Here is a 15,832-nt window from a genome sequence, read left to right as displayed (position 1 = left end):
GCCCGAAGCGGGACCGGCGTCAGTGGTTGCAGTCGCTTACTTCTTGTTGCGACGCTGGTGGCGAGTCTTGCGAAGCAGCTTGCGGTGCTTCTTCTTCGCCATGCGCTTGCGGCGCTTCTTGATGACAGAACCCACGGAAACCTCACAATGTCAGGGGGTTGGACGCCGAGCCGCGGCGTCCGGGAACGGGCACAGCAGAAGCGTGCCTTCGGGACAGCTTACCGTATGCGGCGAGCGCGCCCTGCGGGCGTCAGCCCGCGTCGGCGATGGGACGCTGCAGGGCGGCCGTCACGGCCGACTCGGGCACGCGGTAGCTCCGGCCGAAGCGCACGGCGGGGAGCTCGCCCGAATGGACGAGCCGGTAGACCGTCATCTTCGACACGCGCATGATCTCGGCGACCTCGGCGACGGTCAGGAACCGCACATCCGGCATCTCGGGCACGGAGCCTCCCCCTCTTCAACTGACGTTCACTTTAGGGGCATCCCGGGTCTGGTGTAAACCCGAGGTGCCCGTGTGACCCGTGTGACGGATGACGATATCCTCGCGCGGATCGACCAGGCGCGTACCGGGCACGGAATGAGGCGCCGTTCGGCACCCGCGCGGAACGAGAGCACCGCCTCCCCCGAGTGCGGTGCGCTCTCCCGATGGCATGAGAGCCCGGGATCTATGCCCCGAGGCGCTTGAGCGCGGACTGCACGACGACCTTCGCCGACGCGGCGGCGCGGCCGACAGCCTCGGCCGCGCGGGCGGCGGGCTCGGGCAGCTGGTGCGCACTGAAGTCGACGACGCCCTCGTAGTCGCCCTCCTCGACGAAGAAGGGGACGAGCCAGTCGTCGACGGCCTCGAGCGGCGCGGGCGACAGGCTGTAGTAGCGGTGCTGGCCCTCCTCGCGCACGGACACGAGCTCGGCCTCGCGCAGCACCTTGAGGTGCTTCGAGACCGTGGGCTGGCTGACGCCGAGCGCGGCGACGATCTGCGACACGCTCGTGCCTGCATCCCCCTCCGACGATCGGCTCAGCAGCAGCTGCAGGATCTCGCGCCTCGTGCCGTCCGCGATCACGTCGAAGATGTCCGCCATGTGGCTAGGGTAGCCGCGCAGGCACCGGAGTACCATGTCACAGTCCCGGCAGGCCGGGGTCGGATTCGGGATCGAGGGGGCAGACGATGACGGCGAGCGCGTCGTCCGTGCCCCGCGAGGCATGGAACCGCTTCTGGGATCGCGTCGGCGACTTCTTCCGAGACTTCGCGACGTCGTCGCCGTCGCGGTTCGCGATCCTCGTGTTCGTCTCGCTCATCCTGATCTTCACGGCCCTGCTGTCGCTGCCGATCGCGGCGGCTGCGGGTGAGCGGACCCGGTTCGCGGATGCGCTCTTCACCGCCGTGTCGACCATCTGCGTGACCGGCCTCACGACGGTCGACATGGCCGCGCACTGGTCGGTGTTCGGCAAGGTCGTGATCTTCGTCGGTGTCAACATCGGCGGGATGGGCGCGCTGACGCTCGCCTCCATGCTGGGGCTCATCGTGTCCAAGAAGCTGGGCCTGCGGGCCAAGCTCATCGCGGCCGGCGATACGAACCCGCTGCGCTCCCACGGCGGGCCCGTGAGCGAGAGCCAGGCCGTGCGGCTCGGCGAGGTCGGCCAGCTGCTCCGGACCGTCGCTCTCTCGACGATCATCATCGAGGCCGCAGTCGCGGTGCTCCTCTACCTGCCGATCGTCCGCGCGGGCTACGGCTGGATGGACGCACTGTGGATCGCACCCGAGTACGCGGCCATGGCGTTCACGAACACCGGGTTCACGCTCAACGACCGCGGCCTGGAGGCATTCCAGTACGACTACTTCTTCATGACGGTGCTGATGGCGGGAGTCTTCCTCGGGAGCATCGGCTTCCCGGTGATCTACGCGCTCTCCAAGCAGCTGACCGCTCCCGGCCGCTGGCCGCTGCACGCCAAGCTGACGCTCGTGACCACGGTCATCCTGTTCGTGCTCGGCGCGGCCGCCTTCCTCGCCCTCGAGTACGAGAACCCCGGCACGTTCGGCACGCGCGACGCGTGGGACACGACGTTCCAGGCATTCTTCCTCTCGGCGATGACGCGTTCGGGCGGGTTCTCCGTGATCGACATCGGGGAGCTCAACGGCTCTTCCCTGGTGGTCGGCTCGATGCTGATGTTCGTGGGCGGCGGCTCCGCGTCGACGGGCGGCGGCATCAAGGTCACGACGCTCGCGGTGCTGGCGCTGGCCGTGTGGTCGGAGGCGAAGGGCCGCTCGAGCGTCGAGGCGTTCGGCCGACGCATCCCGAGCGACGTGCAGCGCGTCGCGGTCGCGGTCCTCGCGTGGGGCGCGACGATCGTCGCGCTCGCGACGATCGTCATCGCTCAGATCACGAAGGCGCCGATCGCCGAGGTGCTGTTCGACGTGATCTCGGGGTTCGCGACCGTGGGCCTCTCGACGGGACTCACGGCCGAGCTGCCGGACTCCGCGCTGTACGTGCTGGCCCTGACGATCTTCATGGGGCGCGTTGGTACAGTCACTCTCGCCGCGGCGGTCGCCGCGACGTCCCGCTCGCAGCTCTACGCGCTGCCCGTCGAGAGGCCGATCGTTGGTTGAGCAGATCCGCAGCGACGCGCCCGTGCTCGTGATCGGACTCGGGCGCTTCGGCGCCGCGTGCGCCGGCGAGCTCGACCGACTGGATCGCGACGTGCTCGCGATCGACGAGGACCTCGGCCTCGTGCAGAAGTGGTCAGAGCGCGTGACCCACACGGTCCAGGCCGACGCGCGCAACATCGACGCGCTCAAGCAGATCGGCGCGCAGGACTTCCAGGTCGCGGTCGTGGCGGTCGGCTCCTCGATCGAGGCGTCCGTCCTGATCACGGCGAACCTCGTCGACCTCAAGGTGCCGCAGATCTGGGCGAAGGCGGTCTCGCAGTCGCACGGCAAGATCCTCGCCCGCGTCGGCGCGAACCACGTGATCTACCCCGAGCGCGAGGCCGGCGAGCGCGTCGCTCACCTCGTGAGCGGCCGGATGCTCGACTTCATCCGCTTCGACGACGACTTCGTGCTCGCGAAGATGTACCCGCCCAAGTTCGTGCGCGGCATCGGCCTGAACGAGTCGGGCGTGCGGTCGAAGTACAACGTCACGGTCGTGGGCGTGAAGAGCCCCGGCAAGCCGTTCCGCTACGCGGAGGCGACCACGGTCGTCACCAACCACGACCTCATCATCGTGTCGGGCACCAACGTCGACGTGGAGCGCTTCGCAGCCCTCGACCGCTGACAGCTCCCCTCACCGCAGCTGCGCGAACGCCTCGACCCGGTTGGTCGGACCCACGACCAGCACGATGTCGCCCTCGCGCAGCACCGTGTCGGCGTCGGCGTTGCGCCATTCGCCGTGGCCCGGCTTGTACGACGCGATCGTGACGCCGTGCTTGGCCCGCACGCCCGCCTCCGTGAGCGTGATGCCGTGCAGGTGCCCGGGCGCGACGGTCTTGACCATCGCGTACCCCTTGTCGATCTCGAGATAGTCGGCCGCGGCGCCGCGCACCAGGTGCGCCACGCGCCGGCCCATGTCCTTCTCGGGGTAGATCACCTTGTGCACGCCGAGCTGCTCGAGGATGAGCCCGTGCTGCTCGTCGACGGCCTTGGCCCAGATCACCGGCACCTGCATCTGCAGCAGCAGCGAGGCGGTCAGGATGGACGCCTTGATGTCGGTGCCGATCGCGACCACGACGCGGTCGAAGTCGCCGACGGCGAGCTGCTGCAGCACCTCGAGCTTGGTGGAGTCGGCGCGCACCACCTGCGTGAGCTCGCCGTTCAGCGACTGCACGAGCTCCTCGTCGGAGTCGATGCCGAGCACCTCGGTGCCCGAGGCCATCAGCTCGAGCGCGAGCGACGAGCCGAAGCGGCCCAGGCCGATCACGGCGACCGAGTCGGCCTCGGCGATGCGGCGCGCGTCCTCGCCGAACGACAGGAACTTGACCACGAGGGATCCTTTCGATGCGTGCGGATCAGCCGATCGCCGGCCGTTCCTTGGGGAGTTCGTAGGGGGCGTGGCGCTCGCGCAGCGCGAGGGCCGAGCCGAGGGTGAGCGGGCCGAGGCGGCCCAGGAACATCAGGAGCGTCAGGAGGACGAGGGCGGCGTCGGGCAGCCCGGCCGTGATGCCCGTGGACATCCCGACCGTGCCGAAGGCCGAGACGGCCTCGAACAGCACGCGGTCCAGGTCGAGGTCGGTCATCGCGAGGATGGCGATCACGACGGCCATGATGGCGCCGATCGCGACGATCACGACCGTGATGGCCTCGCGGTGCACGGCGCGCGAGAGGCGCTTGCCGAACACGTTGACGGCCGTGCCGCCGCGCAGCTCGGTCCACATGATGAAGAACAGCACACCGAACGTGGTGACCTTGATGCCGCCCGCGGTGCCCGCCGGGCCGCCGCCGATGAACATCAGCACATCCGTGACGAGCCAGGTCTCGTCGTGCAGCTGCGACGTGTCGATCGAGTTGAAGCCCGCGGTGCGGGCCTGCACCGAGTGGAAGAACCCGGCGAGCACCCGGGCCGCGGGGTCGAGGCCGCCGAGCGTGGCGGGGTTGTCCCACTCGACGGCCGTCGTGAAGACCGTGCCGACGACGAGCAGCGTCGCGGTCGCCGCCAGCACCACGCGCGTGTTCATGGTCCAGTGCAGCGGGCGGCGCAGCTCGTGGTGCAGCTGCCGCAGCACGGGGAACCCGAGCCCGCCCAGGATGATCGCGGCGCACATGGGAAGGCAGATCCAGGGATCGGCCACGAAGCCCATGATGCTGTCGGTGTAGAGCGCGAAGCCTGCGTTGTTGAACGACGAGACCGCGTGGAACACCGCGTGCCAGGCCGCCTTGCCGAGGTCGTAGCCGTACCCCGTGAGGAACCGCACGAAGAAGATCGCGGCCGTGACGGCCTCGATCAGGAGCGTGGTGGCCAGGATGCCGCGCGCGATGCGGCGCACGTCGCCGATGCCGCCGGCCTTGGTCTCGGCGCTCGCGATGAGCCGCGATCGCACCGACAGCTTGCGCGCGAGGGCGAGGCCCACCAGCGCGGCGAACAGCATGATGCCGAGACCGCCGAGCTGGATCAACAGCATGATCACGACCTTGCCGAACGGGCTCCAGTAGGTGGCGGTGTCCACCACGATCAGCCCGGTCACGCACACGGCCGACGTGGACGTGAACAGCGCGTCCACGAATCCGGTCCAGCGGCCGTCCGCGGATGCGATCGGCAGCATCAGGAGCAGGGTGCCGGCGAGCACGGCGATGCCGAAGCCGGTCGCGATCGCCTGCGCGGGGGCGAGATGCAGGCGCGCCCGGGGACGCGCCGGCACGAGGGAACGGGAAGCCACGAGTGGCGACGCTACTCGCGCGGATCGGGCGGATCCGCGATCCTCACGCTATCCATACGCCCCGCCCGGAGGCGGGCGCGGTTCAGCTGCCGCCGGGGATCGTGCCCGTGGTCGGCGTGCTCTCGCCCGCGAGCTCGCGGGCACGCGCGAGGGCGGCCGACGTCGCCTCGCGGAAGATGCCGCCCAGGTCGGCGCGCTCGAGCACGGCGATGGCGCGCTCGGTGGTGCCCTTCGGGCTCGTCACGCGGCGACGCAGCTCGGCGGGGTCCTCGCCGGTCGCTTCGAGCAGCGCGGTCGCGCCGATGAACGTGCCCTCGGCCATCGTGCGCGCCTCGTGCTCCGAGAAGCCCTGGTCCAGGGCCGCGCGCGTGAGCTCCTCGATCAGCAGGAAGACGTAGGCGGGGCCCGAGCCCGAGATGGTCGAGAGCGCGTCGATCCTCTCCTCCGGGAGCTCGATCACGGTGCCGACGGTCTCGAACAGGCGGCGCGCGATCGCGACGGCCTCCTCGTCCGCGGCGGGACCGGCCGCGAGCCCCGTGACGCCCTTGCCCACCAGCGACGGGGTGTTGGGCATCGAGCGCAGGGTCGCCACGCCGTCGCCCAGGATGGACGAGAACGTCCGCAGCGTGACCCCCGCCGCGAGGCTGACGACGATCGCGTCGTCGCGCAGGTGCGGCGCGATCTCGCGCAGCAGGTCGGGCACCATGACGGGCTTCACGCCGATCAGGACCACGCGCGCGGACGCGGCCGCGCGGACGTTGCCCTCGGGGTCCTGCTCCAGCGAGATGCTCGTGACACCGTCGAGCCGCGCGAGCTCGGCGGCCTTCTCGGACGTGCGGTTGGTCGCCGTGATGCCGCCCTCGACCGGGATGCCGCTCGCGACCACGCCGCGCAGGATCGCGCCGCCCATCGATCCGGCACCGAGGAACGCGAGCGAGGGCAGCGAGTCGACCATGCTCCGATTCTAGGGACGGCGCGCGCCGCGCATCCGGCGACGTCGCCCCGCCGTGGACGAGCGGCCCCGCGTGAATAGACTCAGGGGCATGAGTGCACACGGCGGCAGCAAGGCCATCATCGCGGCGTTCCTCGCCAATATGGGCATCGCGATCGCGAAGTTCATCGGATGGCTCCTGTCGGGCTCGGCATCGATGCTCGCCGAGGCGGTGCACTCGGTCGCCGACTCGAGCAACCAGCTGCTGCTCCTCCTCGGCGGCCGACGCGCGAAGCGCGCGGCGACGCTCGAGCACCCGTTCGGCTACGGCCGGGAGCGCTACGTGTTCGCGTTCATCGTCGGCATCATCCTGTTCTCGATCGGCGGTCTGTTCTCGATCTACGAGGGCGTCGAGAAGCTCACGCACCCCCACGAGCTGAGCGAGCAGTGGTGGTGGCTGCCGATCGTGATCCTGGTGGTCGCGATCATGCTCGAGTCGTTCTCGCTGCGCACCGCGGTCGTCGAGAGCAACGCCGTGCGCGAGAAGGGCCAGTCGTGGGTGTCGTTCATCCGGCACGCGAAGGCTCCCGAGCTGCCGGTCGTGCTGCTCGAGGACATCGGCGCGCTCGTCGGCCTGATCTTCGCGCTGTTCGGCGTCACCCTGACGGTGATCACCGGAAACCCGTTCTGGGACGCGCTCGGCACCCTCTTCATCGGCGTGCTGCTGATCCTGATCGCGATCGTGGTCGGCATCGAGACCAAGAGCCTCCTGGTGGGCGAGGGCGCGACCGAGGCCGACCTCAACCGCATCATCGCGGCCATCGAGAAGGGCCCGGAGGTGGAGAAGCTCATCCACATCAAGACCCTCTACATCGGCCCGGAGGAGCTGCTGGTCGCCGCCAAGGTCGGGGTCCCCCACGACAAGCCGCTGGGCGACGTCGCCGCCGACATCAACTCGGTCGAGGCGCGCATCCGCCGCGAGGTCCCGTTCGCGCGCGTGATCTACCTGGAGCCGGAAGTGTTCCGCCCGGCTGGGCAGCAGCAGCTGTCGACCGAGGCGGTCGTCCTCAAGTCCTCGGACTGACCCCGGAGGGGTCGCCATGTGGATCGGCTGGATCGAGTTCGATCTGCTGCTCGGCGACGTCCACTCGCTCAAGGAGAAGCGGTCGGTCATCCGCCCGATCGTCGCCGAGCTGAGCCGCCGCACCGAGGCCGCCGCGGCCGAGGTCGGCGCGCACGACCTGCACAGGCGCGCGTCCATCGGCGTCTCCGTGGTCGGCACCTCGCCCTCGCACGTGCGCGACGTGCTGGACGGCGCCGAGCGGCTCATGGCCGAGCGCCCCGAGGTCACGCTCCTGTCGGCACACCGCGGCCTCGCCTCCAGCGAAGACTGAGCCCCCACCGGTCGCTGTACCCGTGCTCGTTGAGCGAGCGAAGCGAGTCGAAACGCCCGAAGCCTCCCCCGGACTCAGCCGCCCGCGACGTCGCGCAGCGCGGGCTCGAGCTCCGGCCACGCGAACCGGTACCCAACGGCCTCGAGCCGCTCCGGCATGACCCACCGGCTCTTGAGCACCAGCTCGGGCTCGGTCCGGAGCAACCACATCGCGGGCTCCAGCATGAACCGCCATGCGGGCAGCCCGATCGGCGCCCCGACGGCGCGGCGCAGCCTCGCCATCAGGGTCCGGTTGTCGCTGGGCGCCGGCGAAGCGAGGTTCACGGCTCGCGCTCCCATCCGCGCGCGACATCCACCGAGAAGCCGGTCCCGAGCTCGCCGTCGCTCTCGGTCTGCGGGCGGTCCATGGCGTGCCGGTAGATCGTGGCGGTGCTGGCGTTCATCCACACCCGGGGAGGGTGCGCGGCAGCGGCGACCGCGTCCCGCAGCTCGCGCGTGGTCTCGACGCGCGAGCGCAGGATCTCGGCGCGGTTGCGGTCGGTGTAGCGGCAGTTCACCGACTTCCCCGCGAGGTTGACGAGCAGGTCGGCGCCGTCGACCGCGGCGCGGATCGCCGCCGTGTCGCCCCAGCGGACGGGCCCGGATCGCCCGATCGTCCGGATCTCATAGCCCTCGTCCGCGAGCGCGTCGCGCAGGGCCGTGCCGATGAAGCCGCTCGCGCCGGCGAGCACGGCGACAGGGGTCATCCGGAGACCGTGCACAGGACGGCGATCAGCATGGCCTCACGCTACCCCTCTGCCCCTCACACCCTCTGCCCCTCACAACACGTGTTGTCAGCGAGCACACGCGATCCTGGCGCCAAGATCGCGTGTCGCCGCTCATGACACGTGTTATGAGGGGGGGCGGGAGGCCGGATCGCCGCGCCTCCCGCGGCTTCGCGCCGCGTCAGCGCCGCGCCTCGAAGAAGGCGCGCAGCAGCGCCTGGGCGTCGTCCTCGCGCACGCCGCCGACGACCTCGGCGCGGTACGGTAGGCGCCGGTCGCGCACGACGTCGTACATGGATCCGGCGGCGCCGGCCTTCTCGTCCCACGCGCCGAACACGAGCCGCGAGACGCGGGCCTGCAGAAGCGCGCCCGCGCACATGACGCACGGCTCGAGGGTGACCACGAGCGTGCACCCCTCGAGGTTCCACGAGCCGATCCGCCGGGCGGCCTCGCGCATCGCGACGATCTCGGCGTGCGCCGACGGGTCGTGGTCGAGCTCGCGCCGGTTGCGCCCCTCGCCGAGCACCGCGCCGTCCTCGTCGAGCACGACCGCACCGACGGGCACCTCCCCCGCCGCCGACGCCTCGGCCGCGAGCGCGAGGGCGCGCCTCATCGCGTCGGCGTCGCGGTCGTCCGGGATCACGTCACGAGCCTACGGCCGCCGGGCGTTCTCTCGGAGAGCGAGACGCGCGGCCGGTAGCCTGTTCTCATGCGCCTGCACGTCGCCGACCACCCGCTCATCACCCACAAGCTCACGGTGCTCCGCGACAAGCGCACCCCGTCGCCGGTGTTCCGCCAGCTGACGGAGGAGCTCGTCACGCTCCTCGCGTACGAGGCGACGCGCAACGTCCGCGTCGAGCCGTTCGAGATCGAGACGCCCGTGACCACCACGACCGGCGTGAAGATCAGCGACCCGCGGCCGCTCGTCGTGCCGATCCTGCGCGCGGGCCTCGGCATGCTCGAGGGCATGGTGAAGCTGCTGCCCACCGCCGAGGTCGGCTTCCTCGGCATGGCGCGCAACGAGGAGACCCTCGAGCCCATGACCTACGCCGAGCGCCTGCCCGACGACCTGAGCGACCGGCAGTGCTTCGTGCTCGACCCGATGCTCGCGACCGGTGGGTCGCTGGGCGCCGCGATCGACTTCCTGTTCCAGCGCGGCGCGCAGGATGTGACGGCGGTCTGCATCCTCGGCTCCCCCGAGGGCATCGCCGCGATCGAGAAGCAGGTCGACGGCCGCGACGTCACGCTCGTGCTGGGTGCGCTCGACGAGCGCCTCAACGAGAAGGGCTACATCGTGCCCGGCCTCGGTGACGCGGGCGACCGCCTCTACGGCACCGTCTGAGCGCAGGCGCCGCCGCCCCGGCTACGCCCCGACCAGCCGCGCGAAGGCGCTCATCCGGGCGACGCCCTCGGGTGTGCGGGGCAGCTCGTCCAGCAGCGCGGGCGAGTGGATCAGGTACGCCGCGACCATCGCGCGCGAGACCGCCACGTTGAGGCGGTTCTGCAGCAGCAGGAAGTCGCTGCCGCGGGGCGCGTCGCGACCGCTCGACGCGGCGAGCGTGACGATCGACACCGCCGCCTCCTGCCCCTGGAACCGGTCGACCGTCCCGACCCGGACATCTGGGAACCCCGCCTCGGCGAGCGCGCGCTCGACGCACTGCTGCTGCGCGTTGTAGGGCGCGACGACGATCACGTCGGCCTGCGTGAGCGGCCGCGGCGGGCACGGCTCCCCCGTGCCGCCGTCGCCGATCCGGATGTCGGTGAACGCGCGCCCCAGCACCTCGCGCAGGATCCGCACGACCTCGGCGGCCTCCTCGGGCGACTCGGTCGCGTTGCCGTGGTGCCGCACCGGTACGACGTGCAGGCCGGGCTCGACGCCGTCGATGCGGCGCAGCGCGGCCGGCTCGTGCGACGCGAGACGTCCCGCGTACGACAGCCCCGACACGGCGGCCGAGACCGCCGGATGCATGCGCCACGAGCGCGCGAGGAAGTACCCGTGGGTGGCCGGGATGACCTGAGCGCCGTCCATCACCCAGCCGAGCGCCGACGTGTCGACGGGCTCCGGGTGCGTGCCCTGGCTGACCTGCGGCAGCTGCTGCGGATCCCCGAGCAGCAGCAGGCGCGGGGACGCGAGCGAGACGGCGATCGTCGAGGCGAGCGAGAACTGACCGGCCTCGTCGATCACCAGCAGGTCGAGGCTGCCGCGCGGCACGCGGCCCTCGTGCGCGAAGTCCCAGGCGGTGCCGCCGATCACGTGCCCGTCCGGGCGCTCGGCGGTGAACGCGGCGACGCCGTTCTTGGGGATGATCGTGAAGCTCGGCTCCGGCGTCGCGCCGGCGCCGGACTTGGGCGCCTTGGCGACCCGCGCCGCCGGCACGCCCGCGGCGACGACCCGGTCGAGCATGTTCTCGACCACCGCGTGGGACTGCGCCACGACGCCGACCTTGAAGCCGTGCTCGTTCACGAGCCGCGCGATCACGTGCGACCCGACGTAGGTCTTGCCCGTGCCGGGCGGGCCCTGCACCGCGAGGTAGCTGCGATCGAGGTCACGCACGGCCGCGACGATCGCCGCGACGTCGTCGCCCTCCGACGCCGGAAGCGCGCCCGACCGGGTGCGTGGCGGACGACGGCGCAGGATGTCGGTCGCGGGATCCGTGGGGAGCTCGGCTCCCATGGCGAGGGTCTCGGCCCACGCGTCGATCGACTTCTGCTGGTTGCCGGCCTGCGGCGGCGCGGCCGGGGTGACGGCGATCGGCAGCTCGTCCCACGTCGCGCCGCCGATCGAGCCCTCGGCGATCACGACGCCGTCTTCGAGCTCGGCGAGCACTTCGGCGCTGCGGCCGACGTGGATCCAGCGCGACGACGCCTCGGCCTCGAACGGCGCGGGTCGCGGGTAGAGCAGGAAGGGCTGCACGCCCTCCTTCAGTCGCGTGCCCGGGGCCAGGTCACCGCGCAGTTCGACCACACGGCGGGTGGCGCGGCCGCCCTCCGGCACGTGCCAGTCGTGCAGCACGCGGCTGCGGGCGGGGTCCACCGCGATCACGTCGCGCGTGTCCGCCCACAGCGGCAGCGGCTCGCGCAGGCGCTGGAAGTGCCCCTGCCAGAAGCTCTTGCGCTCGCGCGGGTAGTAGTCGATCGCGGCGGCGGCCAGCCGGAGGGCCTGCGCATCCGGGTGTTCGGTCCCGAGCTCCGCGGCCCGCGCGGTGAGCGCCAGGGCGAGCTGCGACGGCTCGTACGCGAACGCCTCGTGCTCGTCGGGCCGGGCGGGCAGCACGCGGCTCTCGCGGGCGCGCTCGACCAGCCAGTCGCGCAGGCGCCGGGTCGAGACGCAGTCGTAGCGGTTGTAGTCGGCGAGGTCGTCGAGGATCAGCTGCGCGGCCGCCGCGTCGCCCGCGGCGAGGAGCTCGCGCGCCTCGACGTAGCGGAGGATCGAGTCGCCGCCCTCCTTGACGTCCTGGGTGCGCACCTCGTCGCCCATGTAGAGCGGCTCGAGCTTCTTGATCGAGTACGACCGCGAGCCCACGCGCAGGGCGCGGCGCACGATCGGGTACAGGTCGACGAACAGCTCGTCGCGCAGCATCCGGTCGACGTCGGCCTCGCGCACGCCGTGCCGCGCGGCCATGGCCGCCAGGTGCGTGGGCTCGTACGGCGCGTAGTGGTAGATGTGCATGTGCGGATGCGCCGCGCGCCGCGCCGCGACGAAGTCGCAGAACCTCTCGAGCGCCTCGCGCTCGCTCGCGAGGTCGTGGGCCCAGAGCGGCGTGTACTGCTCCTGCATGTCGATCCAACCGAACAGGTAGTCGATGCCCCATTCGGCGCCGTGCGCGCCGGGCTCGCTGTAGAGCGGGTCGCCCTCGAAGTCGAAGAAGATGTCGCCCAGGTCGGGGCGCGGCATGGTCGCGAGCGCCTCCGGCAGCACCACCTCGTACGCGGGTGCGGCATCCGGCGTCTCCCCGGAGGGACCCGGAACGCCCGCCGGGCTGGTGATCTGCAGGCGCGCCTGGGTGCGCAGGCCCGCGAACACGTCGGGGTTCATCCCCTGCGGCGGCGCGGCGGCGGCCGCGAGGTCGTCGATCGTGCGGATGCCGGCGGCGCGCAGCCGCTCGCGCTGCACCGGGCGCATTCCGGCGACGAGCAGCACGTCGCGCGTCCCGACGACCTCCTGCTCGCAGGTGGCGCAGCGCCCGCACGCGACGACGCCCAGCTCGCCGCGCGGGTCGGCCCACGCGATCGCCTCCCCCGCCGCGCCCAGGTCGAGCCGCCGGTCGGCGATCAGCGCGCGCAGCCGCGCGCGGCGGACGCGGAAGAGCGGCATCAGGTCGGACACGGCGTGCGTGCTGGTCGTGCCGTCGCCGAGCAGCAGGTCCACCTCGTCGGAGCGCGGGATGCCGAGCCGGTCGAGCTGATCGACGTACGCGGCCAGCTGCATGAGGGCCGTGACCTTGGCCCGCCGCGCGAGCTTGGAGTCCTGCACGCGCCAGCGGCCGTCGTCCTCGCGCTTGAGGAAGTCGGCGAACCCGACGAACTCGTCCGTGGAGAAGGCGGCCTGGAACACGATCCGCGCATCCGGATCCGCCAGGGCCGCGAGCGTGTCGTCGACCGCCGCGGCCATCCCGTCGTCGTCGGCCGACCGCGTCGCCGCGATCTCGAGGACACCGGCGCCGAACTCCGCGCGATACGCCTCGAGCACCCGCGCCTCGTGCACGTCTCCGAGGCGGGCGGCGCGCTCGAGCATCTCGTCCTCGGGCTCCTCGACCTCGGGCACGCGCCCGAGCTTCGCGTCGAGCTTGCGCAGCCACGCGAACTCGCACTCGGCGGCGAGCTTCAGGTCGCTGGCGCTCCACACGACCCGCGGCGCCGTCAGGACGCCGGCCGTGGAGCTCTCGGAGGGGATGTATCGCACGTTCCGAGGCTAGCCCGGGCCTCGGACACCGCCTGGGCGTCGGCGCGGCGCTTGCTCTGACCGCGAGGCTTCAGGGGTTTCGACTCGCTTCGCTCGCTCAACCACCACGGGGCTGCGCCACCCCTTGCTCGTTGAGCGACCGAGCGCCAGCGAGGGAGTCGAAACGGCCCGTGCCTCTCGCGGCACGAACCCCCTCCGACCCCGCGTGCCAGACTGGACGCGTGACCGACTTCGACTTCGCCAGCGCCTACCGGCACGGGTTCGCGCGCATCGCGGCGTGCACGATCCCCCTCGCGATCGCGGATCCGGCGACGAACGCGGATCACGTGCTCGCGTCGGCGCGCGAGTGCCACGAGGAGGCGGTCGCGGTCGCGGTGTTCCCCGAGCTGTGCCTGTCGGGGTATGCGATCGACGACCTGGTGATGCAGGATGCGCTGCTCGACGCGGTCGACGCGGCGATCGCGCGGATCGCGGCCGAGTCGGCCGACCTGATGCCGGTGCTGGTGGTGGGCGCTCCGCTCGCGCGCGGCAGCCGCATCTTCAACTGCGCGGTGATCATCCACCGCGGGAAGGTCCTCGGCGTCGCGCCGAAGTCGTACCTGCCCACCTACCGCGAGTTCTACGAGCGGCGGTGGTACGCGCCGGGCGACGACCAGCGCGGCACGATCGCCGTCGCCGGCACCGAGGCGCCCTTCGGGCCCGACCTGCTGTTCGACGCCGAGGACGTGCCGGGCCTGACCATCCACGCCGAGGTGTGCGAGGACGTGTGGGTGCCGATCCCGCCGTCGGCGACCGCCGCACTGGCCGGCGCGACCGTGCTGCTGAACCTCTCGGGCAGCCCGATCACGATCGCGCGCGCCGAGGACCGCAAGGACCTCTGCAAGTCGCAGTCGCTGCGCTGCCTGGCCGCGTATGCGTATGCCGCGGCCGGCATGGGCGAGTCGACCAACGACGTGTCGTGGGACGGCCAGACCATGATCTACGAGGGCGGCAACCTGCTGGCCGAGACCGAGCGCTTCCCCGACGGGCCGCGGCACTCGATCGCGGACGTGGACCTCGACCGCCTGCGCCAGGACCGCCTGCGCCAGGGCACGTTCGACGACAACCGCCGCACCGTGTTCGCGGCGACCGAGGGCGAGCCCGACTTCCGCACGATCCGGTTCGCGCTGAACCCGCCGACCGGCGACGTGGGGCTGAAGCGCCACCTCGACCGCTTCCCGTTCGTGCCGGACGACCCCGCCCGCCTCGCGCAGGACTGCTACGAGGCCTTCAACATCCAGGTCGCGGGCCTGATGCAGCGCATGCGCGCGATCGGCGACCCCAAGCCCGTGATCGGCGTGAGCGGCGGCCTCGACTCGACGCACGCGCTGCTCGTGATCGCGCGCGCCATGGATCGGATGGGCCGGCCGCGCAGCGACATCCTCGCCTACACGATGCCGGGCTTCGCGACGAGCGACCACACCAAGTCGAACGCGATCAAGCTCGCCGAGTCGGTGGGCGCCTCGATCGAGACGATCGACATCCGCCCGGCCGCGACCGAGATGCTCGGCCAGATGGGCCACCCCTTCGCGAAGGGCGAGCCGGTCTACGACGTCACGTTCGAGAACGTCCAGGCGGGCCTGCGCACCGACTACCTGTTCCGCCTCGCGAACCACCACGGCGGCATCGTGGTGGGCACGTCCGACCTGTCGGAGCTGTCGCTCGGCTGGGCCACGTACGGCGTCGGCGACCACATGAGCCACTACGCGGTCAACGTGGGCGTTCCCAAGACGCTGATCCAGCACCTGATCCGCTGGGTCATCGCGCACGGCGACGAGCAGGGCGTCTCGGAGCACGAGGCCGAGGTGCTGCAGTCGGTGCTGGACACCGAGATCAGCCCCGAGCTCGTGCCCGCGGGGCAGGACGGCCAGGTCCAGTCGACCGAGAGCACGATCGGCCCGTACGCGCTGCACGACTTCACGCTCCACCACATCCTGCGCTTCGGCTACCGGCCCTCGAAGATCGCATTCCTCGCGATGCATGCGTGGTCGGATCCGGATGCCGGCGCCTGGCCTCCCGGCTTCCCCGCCGAGGATCGCTACGCGTACGACCTCGAGACGATCGTGAAGTGGGAGCAGGTGTTCCTGAAGCGCTTCTTCGGCTTCTCGCAGTTCAAGCGCTCCGCGATCCCGAACGGACCGAAGGTCGCGCCGTCGGGCTCGCTCTCGCCGCGCGGCGACTGGCGCGCCCCCTCGGACGGCAACGCCCGAGCGTGGCTCGCGGAGCTGAAGGCCGCGCTCCCCCACCTCGTCGACTGACCCCGCGGGCGTCGCGCTCCGTGCTCGTTGAGCGAGCGAAGCGAGTCGAAACGCCCGAAGTCGCCCACTGCATCCGACCCCACCAGCGGTTTCCTCCGTTTCGACTCCGGGCGCTGGAGCGCCCTCCGCTCAACGAGCACCAGGGGGAAGCCCCGCCGCCGCGTCAACCCCCGCGACATC

General features: G+C 71.5%; 14 protein-coding genes and 1 pseudogene. 6 read left to right on the top strand and 9 right to left on the bottom strand.

Translation table 11 applies throughout. The features are described from left to right. Positions 1 to 36 precede the first annotated feature (36 nt). From ASD19_RS14130 to ASD19_RS11645, 3 genes are all read right to left on the bottom strand, one after another. The gene (locus tag ASD19_RS14130) at positions 37 to 135 is read right to left on the bottom strand and encodes a 30S ribosomal protein bS22 (protein ID WP_003792170.1); all 99 of its coding nucleotides are present in this window, start codon (positions 133 to 135) and stop codon (positions 37 to 39) included. A 115-nt stretch (positions 136 to 250) separates the two neighbouring features. Beyond that, positions 251 to 442, bottom strand: a complete 192-nt coding sequence (locus ASD19_RS11650) for a helix-turn-helix domain-containing protein (protein ID WP_055992940.1) — start codon at positions 440 to 442, stop codon at positions 251 to 253. 223 nt (positions 443 to 665) lie between these two features. Continuing rightward, the gene (locus tag ASD19_RS11645) at positions 666 to 1,079 is read right to left on the bottom strand and encodes an ArsR/SmtB family transcription factor (protein ID WP_055992937.1); all 414 of its coding nucleotides are present in this window, start codon (positions 1,077 to 1,079) and stop codon (positions 666 to 668) included. A gap of 86 nt (positions 1,080 to 1,165) precedes the next feature. Here ASD19_RS11645 and ASD19_RS11640 point away from each other — a divergent pair, with 86 nt between their 5' ends. Together ASD19_RS11640 and ASD19_RS11635 are read left to right on the top strand one after the other, a co-directional pair. After that, entirely contained in the window at positions 1,166 to 2,605 is a 1,440-nt protein-coding gene (locus ASD19_RS11640) for a TrkH family potassium uptake protein (RefSeq protein WP_055992934.1), read from the top strand. Beyond that, complete coding sequence (locus tag ASD19_RS11635) at positions 2,598 to 3,269, top strand: potassium channel family protein (RefSeq protein ID WP_055992931.1); 672 nt, start codon at positions 2,598 to 2,600, stop codon at positions 3,267 to 3,269. Before ASD19_RS11640 ends, ASD19_RS11635 begins: the two co-directional genes overlap by 8 nt. Positions 3,270 to 3,278: 9 nt before the next feature. On the opposite strand, the gene ASD19_RS11630 is transcribed toward ASD19_RS11635, so the two are convergent. The 3 genes from ASD19_RS11630 to proC form a co-directional block, all read right to left on the bottom strand. After that, entirely contained in the window at positions 3,279 to 3,974 is a 696-nt protein-coding gene (locus ASD19_RS11630; RefSeq protein ID WP_200941113.1) for a potassium channel family protein, read from the bottom strand. Positions 3,975 to 3,999: 25 nt separating this feature from the next. Further along, a complete protein-coding gene (locus ASD19_RS11625) occupies positions 4,000 to 5,364 on the bottom strand; it encodes a TrkH family potassium uptake protein (RefSeq protein WP_156377194.1) in 1,365 nt (454 codons plus the stop codon). A gap of 82 nt (positions 5,365 to 5,446) precedes the next feature. Further along, positions 5,447 to 6,319 (bottom strand): pyrroline-5-carboxylate reductase, encoded by an 873-nt coding sequence (gene proC, locus ASD19_RS11620; RefSeq protein ID WP_055992925.1) that lies wholly within the window; start codon positions 6,317 to 6,319, stop codon positions 5,447 to 5,449. An 88-nt stretch (positions 6,320 to 6,407) separates the two neighbouring features. On the opposite strand from proC, the gene ASD19_RS11615 reads away from it, so the two are divergent. Both ASD19_RS11615 and ASD19_RS11610 read left to right on the top strand, forming a co-directional pair. Continuing rightward, positions 6,408 to 7,379, top strand: a complete 972-nt coding sequence (locus ASD19_RS11615; protein ID WP_055992922.1) for a cation diffusion facilitator family transporter — start codon at positions 6,408 to 6,410, stop codon at positions 7,377 to 7,379. A gap of 16 nt (positions 7,380 to 7,395) precedes the next feature. After that, positions 7,396 to 7,689 (top strand): DUF503 domain-containing protein, encoded by a 294-nt coding sequence (locus tag ASD19_RS11610; RefSeq protein WP_055992919.1) that lies wholly within the window; start codon positions 7,396 to 7,398, stop codon positions 7,687 to 7,689. A 74-nt stretch (positions 7,690 to 7,763) separates the two neighbouring features. On the opposite strand, the pseudogene ASD19_RS14125 reads toward ASD19_RS11610, so the two are convergent. Further along, positions 7,764 to 8,434 (bottom strand): annotated as a pseudogene (locus tag ASD19_RS14125) (DUF1731 domain-containing protein). A 199-nt stretch (positions 8,435 to 8,633) separates the two neighbouring features. After that, entirely contained in the window at positions 8,634 to 9,065 is a 432-nt protein-coding gene (gene tadA, locus ASD19_RS11595; RefSeq protein WP_055993375.1) for a tRNA adenosine(34) deaminase TadA, read from the bottom strand. 96 nt (positions 9,066 to 9,161) lie between these two features. Here tadA and upp point away from each other — a divergent pair, with 96 nt between their 5' ends. Next, on the top strand, positions 9,162 to 9,794 hold the full coding sequence (gene upp / locus ASD19_RS11590; protein WP_055992913.1) for a uracil phosphoribosyltransferase: 633 nt from the start codon (positions 9,162 to 9,164) through the stop codon (positions 9,792 to 9,794). Between the two features lie 21 nt (positions 9,795 to 9,815). Here upp and ASD19_RS11585 read toward each other — a convergent pair whose 3' ends face one another. After that, positions 9,816 to 13,355 carry a TM0106 family RecB-like putative nuclease gene (locus ASD19_RS11585; RefSeq protein WP_235563043.1) on the bottom strand — a complete coding sequence of 1,180 codons (3,540 nt, stop codon included), beginning with the start codon at positions 13,353 to 13,355 and terminating at the stop codon, positions 9,816 to 9,818. A gap of 221 nt (positions 13,356 to 13,576) precedes the next feature. Between ASD19_RS11585 and ASD19_RS11580 the strand changes: the two genes are divergently transcribed. Then, positions 13,577 to 15,652 (top strand): NAD(+) synthase, encoded by a 2,076-nt coding sequence (locus tag ASD19_RS11580; protein ID WP_055992911.1) that lies wholly within the window; start codon positions 13,577 to 13,579, stop codon positions 15,650 to 15,652. Positions 15,653 to 15,832: the final 180 nt, after the last annotated feature.

The organism is Microbacterium sp. Root53 (assembly GCF_001426925.1).
In the GTDB taxonomy this organism is placed as follows: Bacteria; Actinomycetota; Actinomycetes; order Actinomycetales; family Microbacteriaceae; genus Microbacterium.
Note: the sequence above shows the minus strand (reverse complement) of the source record. Positions and strands in the feature narration are given on the sequence as shown.